This is a genomic window from Paenibacillus sp. FSL R5-0475, from assembly GCF_038004585.1.
Lineage (GTDB): Bacteria > Bacillota > Bacilli > Paenibacillales > Paenibacillaceae > Paenibacillus_AQ.
The window spans coordinates 5,858,412-5,878,210 of sequence record NZ_JBBORK010000001.1 but is presented as its reverse complement, the minus strand read 5'-3'; the positions used below and the strand labels follow the sequence as shown (position 1 = coordinate 5,878,210).

Genomic DNA, 19,799 nt, shown 5'->3' with positions numbered 1-19,799 from the left:
GATGTATCTCCAGATACTCAAGCTGCATATGGTGGGAAGAGGATAACCATTAGCGGATCAGAGGAGGCATGAACCATGCATATTTGTATTATTGCGCCGGAACGTCTCCCGGTTCCGGGAGACGGGTCAGTAGAAATCTGCATTTGGGCCATTGCCAGAAAGCTGGCTGAGAAACATAAGGTTACCATTGTGAGCCGCAAAGTGCTGGGACTGCCCGATGCTTCCATATTGGAGCGGGTCAGAATCATTCGGTTGCCCGCAAGTACTCCCGTTCATTATCGTACTTCGGTATTAGACTACATTCAGAATGAGTCATTTGATATCGTTCAGGTCGATAATCGCCCCCATCTTATGTCTGCTGTAAAGAAACGGCTCCCTCATCTTCCGGTATTTCTATTTCTGCATTCTCTTACATTCACACCGGACACAGTTAAGACTGCTAGAGCCTTGGCTAGAGCAGATCTGATTATTGCGAACAGCCACTCTCTACAGCGAAGACTAACCCGTCGCTTCCCTCAATTAAACAATGAAATCCGTATTGTCCTGCTCGGAGCAGATCTTGATCGATTCACTCCTGTAGCGCTACAGGAAAAATACCATCTTCGCAAACTTTACAGACTCCCGAGGGTCTTTACCGTCTTATTCGTCGGTCGAGTCATTCCCCGCAAAGGGGTGCCCGTATTGATACGTGCTATGTACCATTTAAATAAGCACCTTCCTGCTCATCTTGTAATTGCAGGCAAAGGGAAACCGTCATATTTGCGACAGCTGAAGCTGCTTGCACAGCGACTAGGCATATCCGTTTCCTTCCTTGGAAATGTAGCTCATGAGGATATCCATACCCTTTATCAAGCAGCCGACTGCTTCGTATGTCCTTCTCAGAATCATGAATCCTTTGGGCTTGTTAATGTAGAGGCCATGGCCTCGGGACTACCGGTCATCGCTTCTAGCAATGGCGGTATCCGTGAGATTATCGACTCCGGCCATAACGGATATCTGGTGGAACGATATCGCGAGGCCTTGCCCTTTGCTAGAGATTTGCTGCGACTAGGCCGGAATCCGGAGGTAGCAGCAACCATTGGGAAACAAGGACGAGCGGATGCGCTTGAAGCCTTCAATTGGCAACGTACAGCAACTGATTTGGAACGGCTTTATCAAGCTGCCTTAGTACAGCAATAGATCCTATAAACATAAAAAAGTAGTCCGCCTCCATACACTGGAGACGGACTACTTTGATTTAAATAAATTGAACAACTGTAAGTACAAGCCCTACAACAAAACCGCATAAGGCACCGTTCACACGAATCCACTGAAGATCTTTACCTACTTTATCCTCCAGCATATTCACTAGACTAGCATCGTCCATGCTATCCAGATTCTCCTTCACCAAAAGACCGATTCGGAAGTGGTTAGCCTCTACAAATGCAATCAATGAAGCGCGAATCCGCTCCTCCCAGCTACCGATCCACTCTTGTTCCTTACTAATACGGCGCATAAGAAGGGTGTATAGTGCAAATAGTTTTCTTCCGCCAGCTGCCCGGTCCTCTTCTAATAAGGAGAGTGCCTTACTACGTACGTTCTCCAATTGAGTATGCAGAAAAGCAGTTACTGCTTCTCCCTCAAGCTCTTGTAGTGCCCATTCTTTCACAGAAGTCATTCTAGCCTCATCATTAACAATCTGGAACAACGCCACCCGAATTTCCCGGATGATCTCTTCACGATAAGGGCTATCCTCTTCACGAAAATCGCGAATACCGGACTGCAGCATGCCTTGCAGCATTTCACCAAGCATATCCGCATCCATGAATCCAACGAAAGCCTGAAAAGCCATCCCTTTCAGTCCACCGAGCTTTACTTCAGCCAGTTTCTCGCTGGCGATCTTACCCAGCATAGCTTTCGTTTCAGGACGACCGCTCCAGTTAGATACCCCTTCCAGCGCATAATCCAGAGCCGCTACATCTTTTCCGTCGTTCATTAATTTAGTGACAATCTTATCAGCCGCAACTCCAAGCTCCGCTTCACGAATATAGTCAGAGGCTGCCTTTTGAAGAAAAGGTACAGCTTTCTCTACCGGAAGACGTGACACGAATTCGCTAAGTTGCTCTAGGATCTGGGCTCTCGCCTTCTTCTTGCTAAAGAACTTCGTCAGCAGCTTGGAACTCATAGACATAATGCCAAACTTGCGCAGCTTGTTCTCAATACTCTCTTTGTTCAGCAGCTCAGTCTCCATAGCGGTAATTAACGACTGAATAATCTTATCCCGATTCTTGAGCAGCAGTGAGGTATGTGGAATACGCAGCCCGAGCGGATGGCGGAATAACGCGGTTACCGCGAACCAGTCGGCAATCCCCCCAACCAGCCCAGCCTCAAAGCCACCTCTTAGTAGAATTACAGCGAGATTTTCAGGTAGAAATAGTGTAATCAGAAACCCACATGCCATAAAAGCTAGTGACATGGTGGCCAAGTTTTTGGATCTCACGATTAGTCCCCCTTACATACACAGCTGCCGATGTCCTTACGCAGGAAAAATACCGACGGATCACGTCCCACGAACATGAACTGACGATAGACTCGGCTAGTCGATTAGTTTAACAACTATTGTACCACGACTGAACTATATTCTAAAAATATACGATTAGACTAGGAATGAAAAGGTGTTTTTGGTTTTCAGAATATTAATGATAAGATACAATTAACGTTCTCACTAGCCCGCGAAGGGGACAACTATGACTGGATAAGGAGATCTTACAATATGCTGATTGCTTTAGATATGGATGGAACATTGCTGAACGAAGAAGGACAAATTAGCCCAAAGAACCGCGAGGCGATTATAAAGGCTCAAAATTTAGGTCATATCGTAATTATTGCTACGGGACGCTCTTTTATGGATGCGGAACGACAACTGCGGCTGGCAGATCTGGAATGCCCTGTAGTCAGTCTGAATGGCGCAGTGGTTACATTGTCTGACCACACGCTGGCAGCAAGTAAACCGCTGAAGAAGGAAGACATCATTCCTGCATTACGCTGGATGAACGAAATTCCGGATTTGTATTACGAGGTATACACAGAGGACAACGTATATGTGGAGCTCAATAAACGGGTAAGATTAGAGAAACTATCTGCACTAAGTGAAGAAGAAGTACCTGAGGAAGTTGGCTGGCTGCTAAAAGCAATGATCGATCAGCAGTTTCAACAAGCGGCTGTAACTTACGTCGAAAGTATGGAAGAGATCTGGAGTAAAGAAGAAAACGTCATTTATAAAACATTAGCCTTTTCTCTAGACCGGGAACTGCTCAAAGAAGCCTCCACCCGCTTCGCCGCGATCCCTGGCCTTATTATTACAGCCTCCCATGTCAATAATATCGAAATTAACCATGAGGACGCCAACAAAGGCTCCGGTGTAGCTATGCTCGCCGCCCACTATGGCATCCCGCTAACAGATGTAGCCGTAATGGGTGACAGCTATAATGATCAACCGATGTTCGAGGTGGCAGGCTACCGGATTGCCATGGCTAACGCAGCACCGATTCTAAAGGAAATGGCTGAATTTGTTACAGTCAGTAATGCCGAAGATGGAGTGGCGACAGGACTTGAGCATCTTATGGCTAAATTCTGAACCAACATGCCTGGCTTAAATCATAAACTGCAAAAAAAACCTCTAACATCATCCTGAGGATGGGTTAGAGGTTTTTTTAAGATTGTCTTAACTAATTATAGCTACAGCTTTATACAAGGATGATCGTCCAAGCTCAATGGCTTGGCAAACTCAACGTCTTTTAATAACTCGTTATTCCGCTTATTGTGCATAACACGTGATTCGGATAGCCCTGACTGAATCTCCTTGAGCATTTGACGATTCTCATCATATAAGGTAACTGCCAGTGTATGATCATCTTGTCTTACAACCAGCTCCATATTGGGCTTAACTTCAAGCGATACCGTTTCGAAAGGAGACATATCGATGATAACTTTCAGTCCCACATTCTTGAATGTATAGGCGTAAGTGATTTCAAGTCCACGGTTATATGTGGCTTCGATCTGTCCCTTTCCTATGTTCACATTATAAGCCAAGGATTCAAGCTCTTGCGGAATTCTTGGAGCAATTGTCAGTGTATTGTTAATCAGGTCTGGACGGATACCTAAGAAATATTGGTACCACACACGCAGGTGCTCAGCATTGGACCAAGCTTGCAGGTATGCACCCGTCAACTTCGCCCAGCTCTCACCTTCCTCTGGATAAGCATCCATATTCTCACAAAGTCCACCAACAACACCTAAATTCAAGGCCTGCCAGTTCATATTCTTGAATAGCTGATAGGCCGTTTCTTCCTGCCCTGCTTCAATCATACGCTGCATCGCAATACCATTAAGCCAAATCCAAACCGCACCGTTATGGTAAGCCTCGTCTTTCGGATAATGAGATGTTAAATGAAACGGACGAAACAATGGATGATGTCTATCTAGCGAAGCAACACCCCATGGATAGACCAACTCTTCCCACGCGGTACGAATCGCTCTAGCCTTAAAATCGTTATCATCAAACATTTCAAATGCAAATAACTGGTTTGGGCGCAGGGAGAATTCCGGCTTATCTTCTGCATCCAGTCTGTCTGCTAAATAAGGATGCGCTTGATCAATGAAATCGACCTCAAAATGGCGCTTCAAGGTTTCAGCAATGCCCTTCCATTTATCAGCATTCACCTTGTCATTCATATATTCAGCAAAGTAAACACCAGCAAGCAATTGGTTATACCAGAGTGCTTGAATATCGTTGGCACGGGTATCCCGAGGAGAATATGACTCCAAATTGCCATCCCGGGCATCCATCCAAGTTTCATTATCTGCGTGCTTCAAGTACCCTTTATCATCTACCCAATATTTAATGGAACCTTCAATACTATATTCTACATTGTGATACAGCTCTTTAATGATCGCTGTATCTCCTGAATACTTAACGTAATCCTGCAACTGGATAATGAATCGCGGCGTACCATCCGTTGTATGGTAATCTACTTTTCCAGGAGACAAGATATTTGGAATTCTACCAAAGTATTTAGAATCTTCGTCCGTATTCTGAAACTCTGCGAATGATAGCAAGATATTTCTAGCCGTTTCGAATTGCCCTGTAACGAGCACGGCGCCTGGAAGAGCTATGAATTGATCCCGTCCCCAATATTCGTTAAACCATGGCAGCCCTGCATAGATACCATCACCCTGCTGTCTAGTAACCAACTGATCCATTGTGATGTTCAACCAATTCATGGCTAAAGTAAATGTATCATCACTGCTGGTTAGATGGGCATTATGGTGTAAGAAATCTTCCATCCGCTTAACACGTTCATCTTTCAAAGTGCTAATATCTTGTCTAGCTTTAAGGATTAAGCTTGCTGCTTCTTCGGATGTCTTACCTGCAGCGATATAATAACCCCCAGCGTTTGCACCGGTAATTAGAACTTCATTATCCATATGCAAAGGTGAAAGGTTGATAGCACTAACTGCAATCAACCAATCTCCCTCGATAGCGCTAAAGAACGCGATATGATCCTGTTGGTTTATATAGCTAACATTCTCTCCCCTTAAAACGATGCCTATGTCTTCCTTCGCATTAGCGAGACTAATTTCTAATAGATTATGATAATCCAACAACCACAGCTCTTCTGTAAGATCGGCGTGCTTACGCACCATTTTATAAGGATAGGCCCAAACTTCAGATTGTCGATTGTCTAGCTTCTGTTCACCTACGAATAAGGTGTATCCACCGAAAATTCTATTCTTAGCAATATTAAGTCCCTCAAAAAATGCATGTTCCACATGATCCGTATGATGGGATTGCGTAAAATAAAATGCTGCCTCTTTATTTGTAAATGAAATACTCCGATTGGCTTCTTGAGAGACAAATGTCTTCATGTCATCCAGAATTGATGTATGAACTTGATTACTATTCATTGTAAGCCTCCTACTTGAAAATAGTAGGCCGCTATGAAGCTTCATAGCGGCTGTCTACTAATATTTATTCTTTAACCGAACCAACGACAATCCCTGATACGAAATACTTTTGCATAAACGGATAAATCAACAACAATGGTAGCGTAGAAACTACGATTTTAGCAGCGTTCAAAGTCTTATTCGAAACTTTTGCTAATTCCAATAATTTTTCAGGATCCGTAATGTTCTGAACCTCAACGCTAAGCTGTTGGATATAGGTTTGCAATGGATAATTCGCCGTCTTATTAATATAAACCAGGGCACCAAAGTAATCATTCCAATGGCCCACAATAGTAAAGAGCGTAACGGTGGCAAGCGTAGGCAATACTATTGGGAGATAAATTGTCCCTAATATTCTCCACTGTGAAGCTCCATCTATATTCGCTGCTTCCTCTAGAGATTTCGGTACAGCGCGGAAAGCATTCATCAGCAAGATAACATTCCCTATCGGTACTGCACCCGGCAAGATCAATGACCAGATGGAGTCTAGAAGATTAAGCTCTTTGACTACCATAAAGGTTGGAATCAATCCGCCTGAGAATAACATCGCGAAGATAACGAGATTCATATAAACCTTCTGACCCGTGAATACTCGTGAACTTTTAGACAATGGATAGGCTGTAAGAATCATCAGTACCATATTCACAAGCAGACCTAACACTACCCGTTCTACAGAGATCATGAATGAACGCCAAAACTGGCTGTCAGACAATAATTTTTCATAGGAGCTAAACGTCGGATTAACCGGGAATATACTTACTAGATTTGCGGAAGCCGCCGCATTATCACTGAAAGAGATGGCTACTAAATTGACTAACGGTATGAGACAGGACAAGGCGAACGCTAGAACAAATACCCAGATAATAACATCTGCAATACGACCCTTGATGTTAGATACGTAAATGGGAGAACCCCCCTTTCTTTAGAAAATACGATAATCCGTAAGTTTTTGGGCCAATTTATTCGCAGAAAGAATCAGTACGATACCAACGACCGACCGTAATAGGCCAACTGCTGTACCTAAGCTGTATTGTCTTTCTACCAGACCCACCCGATAAACGTAGGTATCAATAATATCCGAAGATTCATACACCAAAGGATTATACAGATTGAAGATCTGATCAAAACCAGCATTCAATACATTCGGCAAGTTCAAGGTTGTAACCAGCAAAATAGTTGGCATTAAGCCTGGCAACGTGATGTGCCACAGTTTCTTAAACCGGTTGGCTCCATCAATGGAGCCCGCCTCATAAAGTCCGGGATCAATGGATGTCAGGGAAGCTAGGTAGATGATTGAACCGTACCCAAAACCCTTCCAGACATCTGTTAATACTAGCATCGGTCTAAACCAGGTATTGCTGGCCATAAACAAGACCGGGTCAATCCCAAACCAACTTAACATAGCATTAACAGGACCTTCATAAGAGAAGATATTCATGACTACAGTAGCTAAGATCGCCCATGACAAGAAGTTCGGCAGATAAACAACCGTCTGTATGAATCGCTTAGCAAACTTTACCCGAATTTCATTTAATAACAGGGCAAACACGATGGATGTAAAAGTACCCACGATAATTTTCCATAACGCGATAACGATCGTATTACTGAAAATCTGTTTGCTGTCAGGAATTTGGAGCATAAATTTGAAATTATCAAGACCTACCCAGGATGAACCACTCATTCCCTTAGCCGGAACATAATTTTGAAAAGCCATTATAATACCGAACATTGGAATAAACGAAAAGATAATTAGGAAAATCATGCCTGGCGCCATCATGAGATGGAATGCTGTCTGATCTTTTTTATTTTTCATTTACGGATCATCTCTTTCAACATCATTTGGTTGCTATCGCTTCGTTAACTTCCTTAGTAATTACTTCGCCGCCAGTTTTATTCCAGCTATCTACAAACTTATCAAACGCATCAGGTGTTTGCTCACCTGTAATGATCTTCAAGTACATTTCAAGTTCCATTTTAGTAAGTGTCGGCCATTTCAACGTCATGGATGATGTACTTCCAAAGAATAATGGATTCACTTCTTTAATATTAGAGGCTTTCACCAAACTAGCTGTCGTAATACTGGAAGTATATCCAGCCCATGCATTGGAGTCTGGTGTTTCTCCATTCTTCTTACTATCAAGAAATTTCTTATAGGAGTTATAAGCCGTTAAATCCTCATTGCTAGTTAATTTACTTGTATCGCCTGTTTCTAATGCTTCTTTCATGATGTCAACGTTACGATAGAAAGCGTCATAATAATCGATATTAATGGCGAGCGGAGATCCGCCAACATTCATGCTCTTATAATCTTCAAATTCTTTCAAAGCTTTTTCATCTTTTTCTTGGTAACGCTGATAGTCATATTGAACACTCACAAGCTTGGCTGCAAGTTCAGGATGTTCAAAGCCTTTGCGAACAACCAAATAACTGCTGGAAGGATTTCCAGTGAACATTGTAAGCGAGCCATCTTCTGATTGTGGGGCAACATAAGATACCCATTCCGCTTCTGGATTCAGCTTAAGCGTGTCAGCCACAGTCCAGCTTCCCCACCAGTTATCCATGAACGACCCACTTTTTCCGCTTGTAAGTAGCGCCTTGCGGTCATCACCAGTACGTACTGCAAACTGGCGATCAATCAAGTTATTCTTGTACATTTCAGACAACTTGGTCAGTGCTGGCTTCATTTCTGGTTGAACAGATCCGTATACAGCCTTTCCACTTCCATCATCAATCCACTGTTTTGGATACGCACCATATAGTGAAAAAATATTATTAAATGAGAATTGTCCACCAGAGACACCGGCAACGTTTTCATTATCGACAACAAGACCTAGCGTCTTACCCGCTCCGTTACCACCTGGATCTTTTTCTACAAATTGCTTAATAATGTTCTCGACATCAGCCATTGATTTCGGCTCAGCAAGTCCCAATTTGTCCATCCAGTCTTTGCGAAGCCAGAGGATACCAGGACCATGTGAGATTTCAGTAGTTGGTATGGCCATCAGCTTGCCATCGAACTTTGCGCTATCCAGAACACGACCACCGTAGGAATCATAAATTTCCTTAATTCGATCGCTGGCAGTATTTTCATAAACCTCTGTCAAATCTGCAATCAGATCGTTCTCATAAAGCTGTTGCAATGTCGCGTAGTCAGGAACCACCATTAGATCAGGGATTTCACCGCTTACAATCGCCATCGAAACTTTCTGACTATAGTCTGTACCATCATTGGACTCAAACGAGGTCGTATTTTGAATGTTCAGCTTATCCTTGAAATATCTTGTCCACACATTGTTTGTGGCATTATCTTTCTCATAAGGCGTTCCTGCAAGTGCTGAATAGCTCGTTGCCACTTGTCCAACAGAATAAGTAACTGTTTCAGGATAGGCGCCAAATGGAGTCGTCTGTGCTTCTTTCCATGCAGGATCACTCGCATCTGTCTTTGGGGTAGATGCTGAAGAATTATTAGAACTTGAACAACCTACCATAGCAACAGCTAATAGTGATGCTAATACTATGGAGCTTGATTTTCTCAATTTATGTTTCATTATAAGAGCCTCCCTTTTTCTATAAAAAAACTCGTATTAGAAAACGATTTCAAAGCGCCGGCCAGCTTCAAAAAAAATTATATTGTTACTTCCTTAAGTTTATAGATTATTGCTATCCATCGTAAACGCAAAAAAATTATGTTTTACACAAATAAATACTCATCATTAACGATAATATCGAGGAATAATTGCTACGGTCGAAGATGTTATACTACAATATCAATGTCACTACATGTCGAAAGGTGGTAAATAATGTTATCCATATTGGTGGTAGATGATCATAAGGAGGAGCGAGAGGGGATTGCTTTCCTCATTAAGGAGCTTGGCTTCCCCCTCCAATTGCATGTTGCAGAAAACGGTCGTAAAGCACTTGAATATGTAAGCGCACACTCTGTCGATATTCTATTTACCGATGTGCGGATGCCTATAATGGATGGATTACAGCTAACAAAGGAAGCATTAAAGTTGCACCCCAAATTAAAGGTGATTTTATTCAGTGGATTCGCTGAATTTGAGTATGCCAAAACAGCCCTCTCCCTGGGCGTATCCGAGTATCTTTTGAAACCGGTTAACATTGAAGCATTCCAAACTACTTTAGAAAAAGTTATTCAGGAATTAAAGAGCCAGCAACAAAAAGAAGAAGCGTCACAAAGAAAGCTAAGCTATGTGAGAAAACATCTACTCTTCTCTCTAGTCAATGGCATCGGAAGCCCGCCTCCTCTTCAAGAGCTGTCTATTGAATTACCCAGCCATTACAATAAAATGCTTTTGTTAGAATTCGATAAGCCATTTTTTGAATCTGTGGATTCGGAGTTCGAAGAGTTTGTTCTTGGTTTAGTAGACACATCTGCTGATTACTTAAATCTAAACGGATGTCAAAGTCTACTACTGTTTCCCGAGCAAGAGTCCCCTTCTTCCCAGTTTGATAATAATTCAGCGATGCACCTGCATCATTGTATCCTTGATAAATATAAAGTAAATTGTTATCTCGCTATGAAAGAGGAACTAACCTCAATACTAGATTTAGGTTCACTTTTGACTTCATTAGAAGAATTGATGGAATATCGTTTTTTTCTCCCAGATACCTTTGTGTTTAATACACAAAATGACTTACATTTCTCTGAGGCCTTGTATCCAGACCTTACAGATAGCCATCTACTAGATCAGATTCGAAATAATCTGAAGGATCAAGATATTTTTAGCTTACGAGCAAATACTGAGATTTTATATCAAAAATACGTACATCAAGTACAGTATTCACATTTATATGTAAAGTATATGTTTTCCACAATCTATCAAGAGATCATGACACAAGCTGCACCTATATCAGAAATGGAGCTGCAGACTGCCGTCGAGACCATATATGGATCTGAAGATTTGCGGGATATCAAAGATATCATATTTGAAGGTATCGCTCGGATTGATCAGAACTCTACTAACCATGAGCCTACTCAGAACCGTGATGTCGATGCCGTCAAACAATATATTGAACAATATTATGCAGATGATCTCAGTCTGGAAATGCTTGCTGCTAAAGTGTATTTGTCTCCACATTATCTTAGCTCCATATTCAAGAAGCAGACAGGCTGTGGGCTTAATAAATATATTAAGAATGTCCGCATGCAAAACGCAAAAGAGTTGTTAACAAATACACATCAAAAAATATCAAATATTTGCACCGCAGTGGGCTATCGCAATATTTCATACTTCTGCCAAAATTTCAGGGATTTCTATGGGTACACACCAGAAAAATATAGACAGTATAATCAGAAGTCCTCTGTATATCGGGAGGAGCATCATGCAACTTTGGCGGACACTTAAGCAAAATATTCGCGACTTGAAGTTTCAAACCAAGATCATGCTTTCATTTATGTTAATCAGTATGATTCCTGTGATTATATTGGGCAGCTTCTGCTATCAAGAAGCCAAATCATCCCTCATTAAGCAATCCAAATCTGATTTGAAAGCAGCCTTAAATCAAGGGGCTTTAGCTTTAAATAGTCATCTGGATGTCTACAATAAACTCATGAATTTCTTGAGTTTTAATCAGGAAATTATTAATTCAGCTAATCATACCTACACAAGTATGTATGAAATGTATGATCAGTTAACCCATGTGATTGACCAAAATTTCAATACGGCACGGTATCTAAATACAGGTGTAGAACAAATCACTCTGTATACAGGAACCAATCTTTTGGCACATGGCAATACCGTCCGAGCCCTAAATGATATTAAACAGGAACATTGGTACCCGCCGTTGATGAAGTCAGTCGATGTCCTGTGGTTTACAGATAATAAGGAGATTTTTGCTGTTCGACGCATTATTAATACGAAACAGAAAGATCCAAAAGAAAATGTGCTGTATGCACGTGTGAATTACGATTCGTTATTCACACCTTTTGACTCCCTACTCTCTCAAGGTTCAGAGATTCTCGTCAAAGATGCTTATGGAAAGTCGATCTATGCCTCGCCTGGTATAGAAGGATATATTCCTTCCAATAGCACAAACAACTTAGATACGCTGCAATGGAAAAATACAAAGTACACTGTATTGCAATCTGAAGTTCCTATATCAGGATGGACAGTGATGTTATGCAAACCTACGAAGATGATTACGAATTCTGCTTGGAAAATCCTTTCGACAGTTGGGCTTGTTATTGTTGCCTGTATTGCTGCCGTTGCTATAACCGCCAATCTATTTTCTCGAAAGTTCAATTCACAAATTAAGCGTCTGCGCAATAATATGCGCACCGTAGAAGAGGGATCCCTGGAAGTCACCGTCACCAGCACATCCAAAGATGAAATTGGGGATCTAATTAGAGGCTTTGGCAATATGGTTGACAAAACAAAAGTGTTAATCGATAAAGTCTACATTGAGGAAATTTCACGAAAAGAATATGAAATGAAAGCCCTACAGGCTCAGATTAATCCTCATTTTCTATATAATGCTCTTTCGCTCATCAATTGGAGAGCCATCCGAATCCATGCAACAGATATAAGTGAAATGGCGCAGCTTCTATCCACGTTCTATCGGACTACGCTGAATAAAGGGAATAATATTATTTCGGTTTCAGATGAACTATTGAATGTACAATCTTATATACAGATTCAGCTTAACATGCATAGCAACAGCTTTGAGATAGAATATCAGATCGACGAGGCTATTCTCTCTTATTACATGCCTAACCTGATGCTTCAGCCTCTAATTGAGAATGCTATTATTCATGGTATTGAGAATAGAGAAGAAGAAGGAAGCAAAATTATTCTATCCGGAGAAATGGTGGAGGAGTGTATCATCTTCAAAGTAAAGGATAATGGCGTTGGCATCCCACAAGAACGACTCAATCTTCTGCTTAAATCCCAGTCTATAGGCTATGGGCTCAAAAATGTAAATGACCGGGCTATGCTAATGTACGGACCAGAGTACGGCCTGTCCATTACCAGTATTCTAGGACTGGGAACGGAGGTCACATTTCGATTTCCATCCAAAAGATACGAAGGTGGCTCAGATCTATAACTCTTTTAAATGCAGTGATGTTAATTAGCTACACTCTAAAATTAAATTCAACCGGGACATGTACGCTGGATTAAACCCGGTTGATTTTTTTCAATCTATTGAATTACAAATGATCAGGAGCGCTTTCCTCCCCCACCCATTCAGCAGAAACACGTACATAATCCCCCACATCAGAAGACGTCACCAGTTCAATAATGATCAATTCGAGTGGTGTAATCGCCCGCAAACCATGTCTCGCACCGGCAGGTACTATAACTGTGTCTCCGGCTGCAACTGCATGAAGAACGCCGTTCATACGGTACTCTCCATTGCCCGAAAGAAAAGACCATATTTCTTTGGTATGCCTGTGAAAATGATAGCTGGTGTGCTTCCCTGCCAACATCGTGATTTTGGAAGTCGTAACCTCAACTCCTGCTGCTGTTCGTGAGAAATCCAGAATGCGTGAGCTCCCCCACCGCTTTTCTTCAATCATCGGCTTCGCGGCATGACCCTCCAGCTTCTGCTTAATCCGTTTCGCCTGCTCGATCCCAGCAACCAAAATACCATCCGCACCCGCCGCCACAATCAAACCTGGGGCACCGATGACATGTACGGGACAAGAGAGTTCGTTCACTAAATAGGTTCCTTTTGAATCCTCAGAAATGCTCCCCCTGCCAATTACCTTTTCCTGCAAATGAGGGGTAAGCGCATCCCAACTACCAATATCCGCCCAAACTCCGGTGTAAGGAATAACTACCGCTCGCTGCGTATGCTCAAGCACTTCATAGTCAAAACTTCGTTCTGGCAATTCGTCATAATGCTCCACTAGCTCCATGTAATCTGCTGAAAGATTCCGTTCCATCATAGTTGAGAGCAAGTATCCTAATGAGCAAGAGAACACCCCACAGTTCCATAGTCCTCCACAGGTAATGAACTCGGCCGCCGCCAGTTCGTCTGGCTTCTCTGCAAATTGCTTCACATTTAGAAAAGACGTCCCCTCTGAACCTTCACTCGGCAATATATACCCGAACTGTGTGGATGGGAATTCAGGCGTAACACCGATCAGGGCAATATCCGCTTGTGATTCGGACAGCACGCTGGGAAACTGCCGAAGCTGACTGAAAAAAGAAGCCTCCACATATGAATCCACCGGAATGACCACAACGATCTCTTCTAAGTTTATTTTCTTCACGGAATGTAAATAGCTCGCCGCCAATGCAACTGCAGTAAAAGTTCCCCTCTTCTGTGGCTCCGCCAGTAAAGCAACCTGATTGCCAACAGATTTGCGGGTAATTTCCACCTGACTGCGATGGGTTACAATGCAGCTTGAATCTAACAATCCTGCCTCATCCAGTCCTCTGCATACTCGCTCGATCATCGACTCCATGCCGCCATTTTCTGTTGGAAGAAGTCTTAAAAATGCCTTTGACCTGATCTCATTCGACAGCGGCCACAGCCTCTTCCCCGATCCCCCTGAAAGGAGCACGATCTGCAACGCTATCGCCCCCCTGCGCTGGACTTACTACTCGGTGTTCTCACATACCCCTTCCGTTTATGAAAAGACAATGATCTATACTTTTCCGCCAGCTCATTCAGCTTCTGCTTGGACAGCTGACCTGCATTCATATGGAGGCCTTTATTGCGTGCTTTTTGGATCTTCATGCCCCCGCGATCCTTCGAATACAGGTAATTCCCATAAGTTTCGAATTCAGAAAAAGCAAATTGCTTAGTTCGGTTCATACTGTGTATAATCGCCGAATACCAAGGCTTCTGATGCTTTGCTTCAATCTCTCTTTTCATCTGAGTCAATTGGCTGCGTTCAAACAGCATATAATGCGTCACAAAAGAAGAAGCAGATGCCGCCTTCTTACCCATTAGCTTCCTATAGGTTGTAAAGTACTGAGGCTGACTCCAATTACGGCTGTAAAAAATCGTCTTTCCCTTCTCACGGAATCGATGAGGAGCGATTAAGACCGTATCTGCATCGATGACTAAAAAATAGTCAGCCGTACACAGCTTGTCACCATTCAGCTTCAACAATTGCTGGAACAACCAACCGGATCTTTCCCATTTCCGTGAACGGTAATGGATATCTTTTTTTGTAATCGGGAGGACTGTATTCTCATCGACAAAGGTACAGCCCTTTTTTCGGCAGAAATCCAGTATACGTGTCTTTTTTGGAGCAACAATCAATATACGACCTATCGGATGCTTAACATGTGTTCGGACAGCGTCAATAACATAGGGGAGTGTAGCCAAATCTTTCTCGATAGCCGGAATCAGTACATCTATGGTAACGGCATGTCTTATGCGGACCTTATTGGGCGAGGGCATACGGTCATCTCCATATCATGATTTTGCTTTAGGATATGAGGATAATAAGGAAAGGGAATGGGCTTTACTGTAAACTTAAGAGAGGACAAGGGGGGATTTATACCCTTCTTTTCGCCCGCAGAGCCCAATTCGCTCACTTCTAGGGTATTTATACCCCTCTTTTCGCTCACAGAGCCAAATCCGCTCCTTTCTGGGGGATTTATACCCTTCTTTTCGCCCGCAGGGCCCATTCCCGCTCACTTCTGGGGTATTTTTATACCCCTCTTTTCGCCCACAGAGCCAAATCCGCTCACTTCGGGGGGATTTCTGCCCTTCTTTTCGTCCATAAAGCCAATTCCAGCTTTTCTACGAGATTTATACCGTTCTTTTCGCCGCCGGAGCCAAATTCCAGCACTTCTACGGTATTTATACCGTACATTCCGCCCACAGAGCCCAATTCCAGCACTTCTACGGTATTTATACCGCACATTTCACCCCCAGAGCCAAATTCCCGCATTTATACGGGATTTATACCGTACATCTTGCCCACCAATCCCCATTCACACAACCAAGCTCCACACTCCCCCATACTATATCCAGCATTTTTTTCTGTGCAGTAAAAAGGCTGGGATGGTATATTGTAGATTGGCTAAATTTTCGGCGTATTTTAATCGGCACATTTTAAGATTGAACTCAACCATTCTCCAACTAGTTTTGTTGAGCTCACTCTATACAGAAATATATGAAGGTGAATCTATTGAATAAGCTCTTATTTCATAATATCCCGCTGGGAGCAACCGGCGAACGCATCCCGCAAGCGGCAGTAGCTTCAGCACAGACCAGCAAGGAGCTAGTGAAGCGGGAGGAGGGGGACTCCGCTTATTTCCGCAGGCTGGAGGAAGGCGGCATCCTGCTCAACCGCCCGCAGATTGCTGCGGTGCGGCATCATAAAGGGCCGCTGCTGACACTGGCCGGTGCAGGCTCCGGCAAAACCTCGGTTCTGATCTGCAGAACCGGTTATTTGTTGTCCGTGCGCGGCGTCTCGCCGAGTCAGCTGCTATTGCTGACTTTTTCGAGTAAAGCCGCGGCAGAAATGCGCGAACGAATCGCCCTGCTCCCGGGAGTCAGCACAGCGGACGTTGCAAGGCTTCAGGCCCGTACGTTCCATTCTTTTTTCTTATTTTTCTTGCGCAGACAAGGATTGCAACAGGAAATTTTCAGTGAGACACGGCGCCAGCACATCCTATTGAAGCAGATCATGCGTGAGCTCGGACTGCCGAAGGATGCTTATCCACCGGAAACCGTACTCTCTCTGCTCTCTTCCTGCAAAATGAACATGGGCACTGTGGAAGATCTACCAGAAGGCACCACCGCCGAAAAAGAAATGAAATCCATTCTGGAAATATACGAACAATGGAAACAAGACAATTTCAAAATCGATTTCGATGATGTCCTCTTAATTGCCTATCGGATGCTGAAGGAGCGTCCGGAGCTTTTGCAAGAGTTGCAGATGAGATATCTGTACGTGATGGTGGATGAGTTCCAGGATACAAACGCCTTGCAGTACGAACTTGTCAAAATGGTCGCTCACCCACAGCATAATCTAATGGTGGTTGGTGATGATGACCAAACGATCTATTCCTTCAACGGAGCGCGCAGTGAGTTCATTCTAGAGTTCGAGAAGCTCTATCCGGGAGCAAGGGTTATTACGCTCGATATTAATTACCGCTCAGGCCCAGCTATCGTTGGACTTGGCAACGGCATTATCAAGCACAATACACGTCGGCGTTCCAAAACCCTGCAAGCCGCAAAAGGTAGTGGAAGTCAGCCACGATATATGCGTCCGCAAACTGCAGATGAAGAAGCCGAGCAGATGATCGAGCATATTTTAAACGAGGTCTCTAGCGGCAAAAGAGAATATAGCGACTTCGCCATGTTGTACCGGGCCTCGAGCAGCAATCGGGCCGTTCTCGAACTGCTCCTTTTACGCGATATTCCCTATATTGATTACGGAGAAGGGCAATTATTGTACGAGCACTGGCTGATCTCTCCGGTAGTGGATCATTTGCGACTCTCCTTGAATCGGCGAAATTTTGCAGCGATGGAAAATATCCTGCCGACACTATATATGAACCGTGAAAAAGGTATGAATCATATCCGCCAGATGGAAGCTAGACAGCCCAAGCAAGGACCGTTAATCCACCTATTGTCTATGCCTGGCATGGAAGACTTCAAAGGGACTAAACTAAGAGATCGGCTCGATCTAATCCGTAATATACGCGAACTGACCCCAATACAAGCAATCCGGCAGATTCGTACCCAATTCTATGATTATTTCATCGAAGCGAATGAACGGCATCAAGCGACGCTTCATAGAGAGACGTTAAAAGAAATGCTAGATGAGCTAGAATCCTCCGCGGCGCGTTTCGACAGCATCCCTGCCTTTCTTGATTTCATAGATAATGTCACGGAGCGTAACGAGCATAATCGCCAACCAGGTACTAAAGAGCAAGGCAATCGGATTGCATTAATGACCATTCATAAATCAAAGGGGCTAGAGTTTCCTGTAGTCTTTTTAATTGGAGCGTCTGAGGGAATTCTTCCGCATAGCTCTGCACTGGAGGGCGACCGGTTAAAAGACCGCAAGCTTGCTGCCGGAAGCAGCGGAGCCTCAAGCTTAGCAGCACTAGAGGAGGAACGGAGACTGGCGTACGTGGCCGTTACGAGAGCCCGAGAGGAGCTATTCATCAGCTCACCTGCACAGCATCGGGGTAAAAAAGCGGAGGTCTCCCGCTTCATGTTATCCGCCTTCCGTTCAGCGGTTTCTTCCACAGCAGCAACTACGGTGAGTAGAACCGTGACAACAAGATCCTTACCGACCAGCCGAGCGACCACGACAAAAACAAAAACCCATGTCGTTCCGGTATGGAACTGCACGGGCAACAGTTGTCCTGGTTGGACACGCATGAAAGCTGGCGGAGCAGAGGATCATCTAACCTCAAAGCCCTGTCCCTTATGTAGCTCACCTATGGCAAAGGATCAGCGAGAAGTTCCCGTATGATTTACACGCAAAAAAAGCAAGTTTCCTCTTCCCTGGAAACTTGCTTTTTTTAATATAAATATATATTTAAGCTGTAGCTACTACTGCTTCTTCAACTTCTTCATGTACAGTCTTAATCTGAATCATTACTGCATTCGGATCGGTCAGCACTTCGATTCCATCTTGGAAAATCAGGTCAGAAACTAGCAGCTGATCGCCAATATCAAGTTTACTAATATCTACTTCCATAGAAGTAGGCAAAACGCCCGGCATACAACGAACTTCTACTTCATACAATTCCACTTGCAATACGCCACCGGCTTTCACGCCGATTGCTTCCCCTGCAAAATGAATCGTAACTTTACTATCCATATTTACAGACATGTTCACATGCTGGAAATCAATATGCAAGATCTTACCTGACAGAGAATCCTTTTGAATATGCTGAACAATGATCGGCATTGCTTCATCGTCCGTTGTTTTTGCTTGCAGAATAGCCCGTGGATTTTTTTTCAAAGTACCCAACAGCTCTTTTTCATCCACTTCTACGTTTAGAGTATCTTTACCCACTCCATACAATACAGCCGGGATACGTCCCTGTTTTCTCGCTAATTTCTTTTGGGACTTTGTTTCGCCAGTACGCTTGTTTAATTGAATAAATTTACTCATTTTTTATTTCCTGCTCTCTTTGACCATAAATTCTTGTCAGTCTAAGTATAACATGACCATATAATCTAGTCAAATTTAGCAGAAATCTCCCTTTTCCATACAAAAAAGAAGACTTGAGTGAATTCAACTTCCCATTCCTCAACTCTTCCCAACTGCACTTTTTCAATTTATTTAACGCTTACTTAAACCATGTTCACCTATCACTTCTTCTATTGTACAATCACTTTCATTTAACTCTTCGATTCCGATGAGTTCCCCAGGCTGTACATTAAAATATAAACAAAGCTTTAAGAGCAAGTCTCTGGGATACTGTACCATCTCATCCTTATACATACGGCGAACCGAATCAAAGTGATAATTAATATCTTTAGCAAGCTTTCGTATAGAGAGTTTGGGATCATGATTCTCCATGACCACACTTAATTTACTACGGATAACCGGCATATATTCACCTCCAGCTTAAGTCCACGCCCACAAAAATCCATCGCGATCCCACGCGATTTTGCCGCCGTGCAGCTTCCGGAAAGCTTTCTTTACTTCCTTGGACAGTGAGGCATTGCCATTCTCATTCACAAATACAAATTGTTCCCCAAAATTCTCTTTCACATATTCAATCGCCGCGGTCTGATACAAGGTACCCGTAAACCGAATTTCCTTAACCATCCATTCTGCTACCTCTTGTGCTGTTACTTCCATATGGATGTGCCTCCTTTCATGTACTTCATGCTAAAATGTGCCCTCATTA

16 protein-coding genes are annotated in these 19,799 nt (G+C 43.3%); 5 read left to right on the top strand and 11 right to left on the bottom strand.

The window, feature by feature from the left end:
- Positions 1-75: 75 nt before the first annotated feature.
- Positions 76-1,179 carry a glycosyltransferase family 4 protein gene (locus MKX41_RS26340; RefSeq protein ID WP_340973807.1) on the top strand — a complete coding sequence of 368 codons (1,104 nt, stop codon included), beginning with the start codon at positions 76-78 and terminating at the stop codon, positions 1,177-1,179.
- 58 nt (positions 1,180-1,237) lie between these two features.
- Here the strand turns inward: MKX41_RS26340 and MKX41_RS26335 are convergent, their stop codons facing one another.
- Positions 1,238-2,479: a DUF445 domain-containing protein gene (locus MKX41_RS26335; protein WP_076285116.1), complete on the bottom strand. Its 1,242-nt coding sequence runs from the start codon at positions 2,477-2,479 to the stop codon at positions 1,238-1,240.
- Positions 2,480-2,752: 273 nt separating this feature from the next.
- Here MKX41_RS26335 and MKX41_RS26330 point away from each other — a divergent pair, with 273 nt between their 5' ends.
- Entirely contained in the window at positions 2,753-3,616 is an 864-nt protein-coding gene (locus MKX41_RS26330; protein WP_340973800.1) for a Cof-type HAD-IIB family hydrolase, read from the top strand.
- A 101-nt stretch (positions 3,617-3,717) separates the two neighbouring features.
- On the opposite strand, the gene MKX41_RS26325 is transcribed toward MKX41_RS26330, so the two are convergent.
- From MKX41_RS26325 to MKX41_RS26310, 4 genes are all read right to left on the bottom strand, one after another.
- Positions 3,718-5,946, bottom strand: a complete 2,229-nt coding sequence (locus MKX41_RS26325; RefSeq protein WP_340973799.1) for an amylo-alpha-1,6-glucosidase — start codon at positions 5,944-5,946, stop codon at positions 3,718-3,720.
- 64 nt (positions 5,947-6,010) lie between these two features.
- Positions 6,011-6,889 (bottom strand): carbohydrate ABC transporter permease, encoded by an 879-nt coding sequence (locus MKX41_RS26320; protein ID WP_445671349.1) that lies wholly within the window; start codon positions 6,887-6,889, stop codon positions 6,011-6,013.
- Between the two features lie 18 nt (positions 6,890-6,907).
- Positions 6,908-7,798, bottom strand: a complete 891-nt coding sequence (locus MKX41_RS26315) for an ABC transporter permease (RefSeq protein WP_042184236.1) — start codon at positions 7,796-7,798, stop codon at positions 6,908-6,910.
- A 22-nt stretch (positions 7,799-7,820) separates the two neighbouring features.
- The gene (locus MKX41_RS26310) at positions 7,821-9,533 is read right to left on the bottom strand and encodes an ABC transporter substrate-binding protein (RefSeq protein ID WP_339799851.1); all 1,713 of its coding nucleotides are present in this window, start codon (positions 9,531-9,533) and stop codon (positions 7,821-7,823) included.
- Between the two features lie 252 nt (positions 9,534-9,785).
- On the opposite strand from MKX41_RS26310, the gene MKX41_RS26305 reads away from it, so the two are divergent.
- Together MKX41_RS26305 and MKX41_RS26300 are read left to right on the top strand one after the other, a co-directional pair.
- Positions 9,786-11,354, top strand: coding sequence for a response regulator (locus tag MKX41_RS26305; RefSeq protein WP_339799849.1), 1,569 nt, complete (start codon positions 9,786-9,788; stop codon positions 11,352-11,354).
- Positions 11,332-13,053: a sensor histidine kinase gene (locus MKX41_RS26300; protein ID WP_340973797.1), complete on the top strand. Its 1,722-nt coding sequence runs from the start codon at positions 11,332-11,334 to the stop codon at positions 13,051-13,053. Before MKX41_RS26305 ends, MKX41_RS26300 begins: the two co-directional genes overlap by 23 nt.
- A gap of 103 nt (positions 13,054-13,156) precedes the next feature.
- On the opposite strand, the gene MKX41_RS26295 is transcribed toward MKX41_RS26300, so the two are convergent.
- The 3 genes from MKX41_RS26295 to MKX41_RS26285 all read right to left on the bottom strand — a co-directional run bounded on the left by MKX41_RS26295 (position 13,157) and on the right by MKX41_RS26285 (position 15,835).
- Entirely contained in the window at positions 13,157-14,518 is a 1,362-nt protein-coding gene (locus MKX41_RS26295) for a sugar phosphate nucleotidyltransferase (RefSeq protein WP_340975093.1), read from the bottom strand.
- An 11-nt stretch (positions 14,519-14,529) separates the two neighbouring features.
- Positions 14,530-15,366: a DUF6492 family protein gene (locus MKX41_RS26290; protein ID WP_340973795.1), complete on the bottom strand. Its 837-nt coding sequence runs from the start codon at positions 15,364-15,366 to the stop codon at positions 14,530-14,532.
- 289 nt (positions 15,367-15,655) lie between these two features.
- On the bottom strand, positions 15,656-15,835 hold the full coding sequence (locus MKX41_RS26285) for a hypothetical protein (protein WP_340973794.1): 180 nt from the start codon (positions 15,833-15,835) through the stop codon (positions 15,656-15,658).
- Positions 15,836-16,102: 267 nt separating this feature from the next.
- On the opposite strand from MKX41_RS26285, the gene MKX41_RS26280 reads away from it, so the two are divergent.
- The gene (locus tag MKX41_RS26280; RefSeq protein ID WP_340973792.1) at positions 16,103-18,406 is read left to right on the top strand and encodes a UvrD-helicase domain-containing protein; all 2,304 of its coding nucleotides are present in this window, start codon (positions 16,103-16,105) and stop codon (positions 18,404-18,406) included.
- Positions 18,407-18,472: 66 nt separating this feature from the next.
- Here the strand turns inward: MKX41_RS26280 and MKX41_RS26275 are convergent, their stop codons facing one another.
- The 3 genes from MKX41_RS26275 to MKX41_RS26265 form a co-directional block, all read right to left on the bottom strand.
- On the bottom strand, positions 18,473-19,054 hold the full coding sequence (locus MKX41_RS26275; protein ID WP_340973791.1) for a 50S ribosomal protein L25: 582 nt from the start codon (positions 19,052-19,054) through the stop codon (positions 18,473-18,475).
- A 171-nt stretch (positions 19,055-19,225) separates the two neighbouring features.
- A complete protein-coding gene (locus MKX41_RS26270; protein WP_262495646.1) occupies positions 19,226-19,498 on the bottom strand; it encodes a helix-turn-helix domain-containing protein in 273 nt (90 codons plus the stop codon).
- Between the two features lie 15 nt (positions 19,499-19,513).
- Entirely contained in the window at positions 19,514-19,750 is a 237-nt protein-coding gene (locus MKX41_RS26265; protein ID WP_339799838.1) for a DUF6953 family protein, read from the bottom strand.
- Positions 19,751-19,799: the final 49 nt, after the last annotated feature.

Coding starts and splice junctions, on each gene's coding strand:
- MKX41_RS26340 (WP_340973807.1), top strand. CDS start 76: ATGCATATTTGTATTATTGCGCCGGAACGTCTCCCGGTTCCGGGAGAC.
- MKX41_RS26330 (WP_340973800.1), top strand. CDS start 2,753: ATGCTGATTGCTTTAGATATGGATGGAACATTGCTGAACGAAGAAGGA.
- MKX41_RS26325 (WP_340973799.1), bottom strand. CDS start 5,946: ATGAATAGTAATCAAGTTCATACATCAATTCTGGATGACATGAAGACA.
- MKX41_RS26315 (WP_042184236.1), bottom strand. CDS start 7,798: ATGAAAAATAAAAAAGATCAGACAGCATTCCATCTCATGATGGCGCCA.
- MKX41_RS26310 (WP_339799851.1), bottom strand. CDS start 9,533: ATGAAACATAAATTGAGAAAATCAAGCTCCATAGTATTAGCATCACTA.
- MKX41_RS26305 (WP_339799849.1), top strand. CDS start 9,786: ATGTTATCCATATTGGTGGTAGATGATCATAAGGAGGAGCGAGAGGGG.
- MKX41_RS26300 (WP_340973797.1), top strand. CDS start 11,332: ATGCAACTTTGGCGGACACTTAAGCAAAATATTCGCGACTTGAAGTTT.
- MKX41_RS26290 (WP_340973795.1), bottom strand. CDS start 15,366: ATGCCCTCGCCCAATAAGGTCCGCATAAGACATGCCGTTACCATAGAT.
- MKX41_RS26285 (WP_340973794.1), bottom strand. CDS start 15,835: ATGTGCGGTATAAATACCGTAGAAGTGCTGGAATTGGGCTCTGTGGGC.
- MKX41_RS26275 (WP_340973791.1), bottom strand. CDS start 19,054: ATGAGTAAATTTATTCAATTAAACAAGCGTACTGGCGAAACAAAGTCC.
- MKX41_RS26270 (WP_262495646.1), bottom strand. CDS start 19,498: ATGCCGGTTATCCGTAGTAAATTAAGTGTGGTCATGGAGAATCATGAT.
- MKX41_RS26265 (WP_339799838.1), bottom strand. CDS start 19,750: ATGGAAGTAACAGCACAAGAGGTAGCAGAATGGATGGTTAAGGAAATT.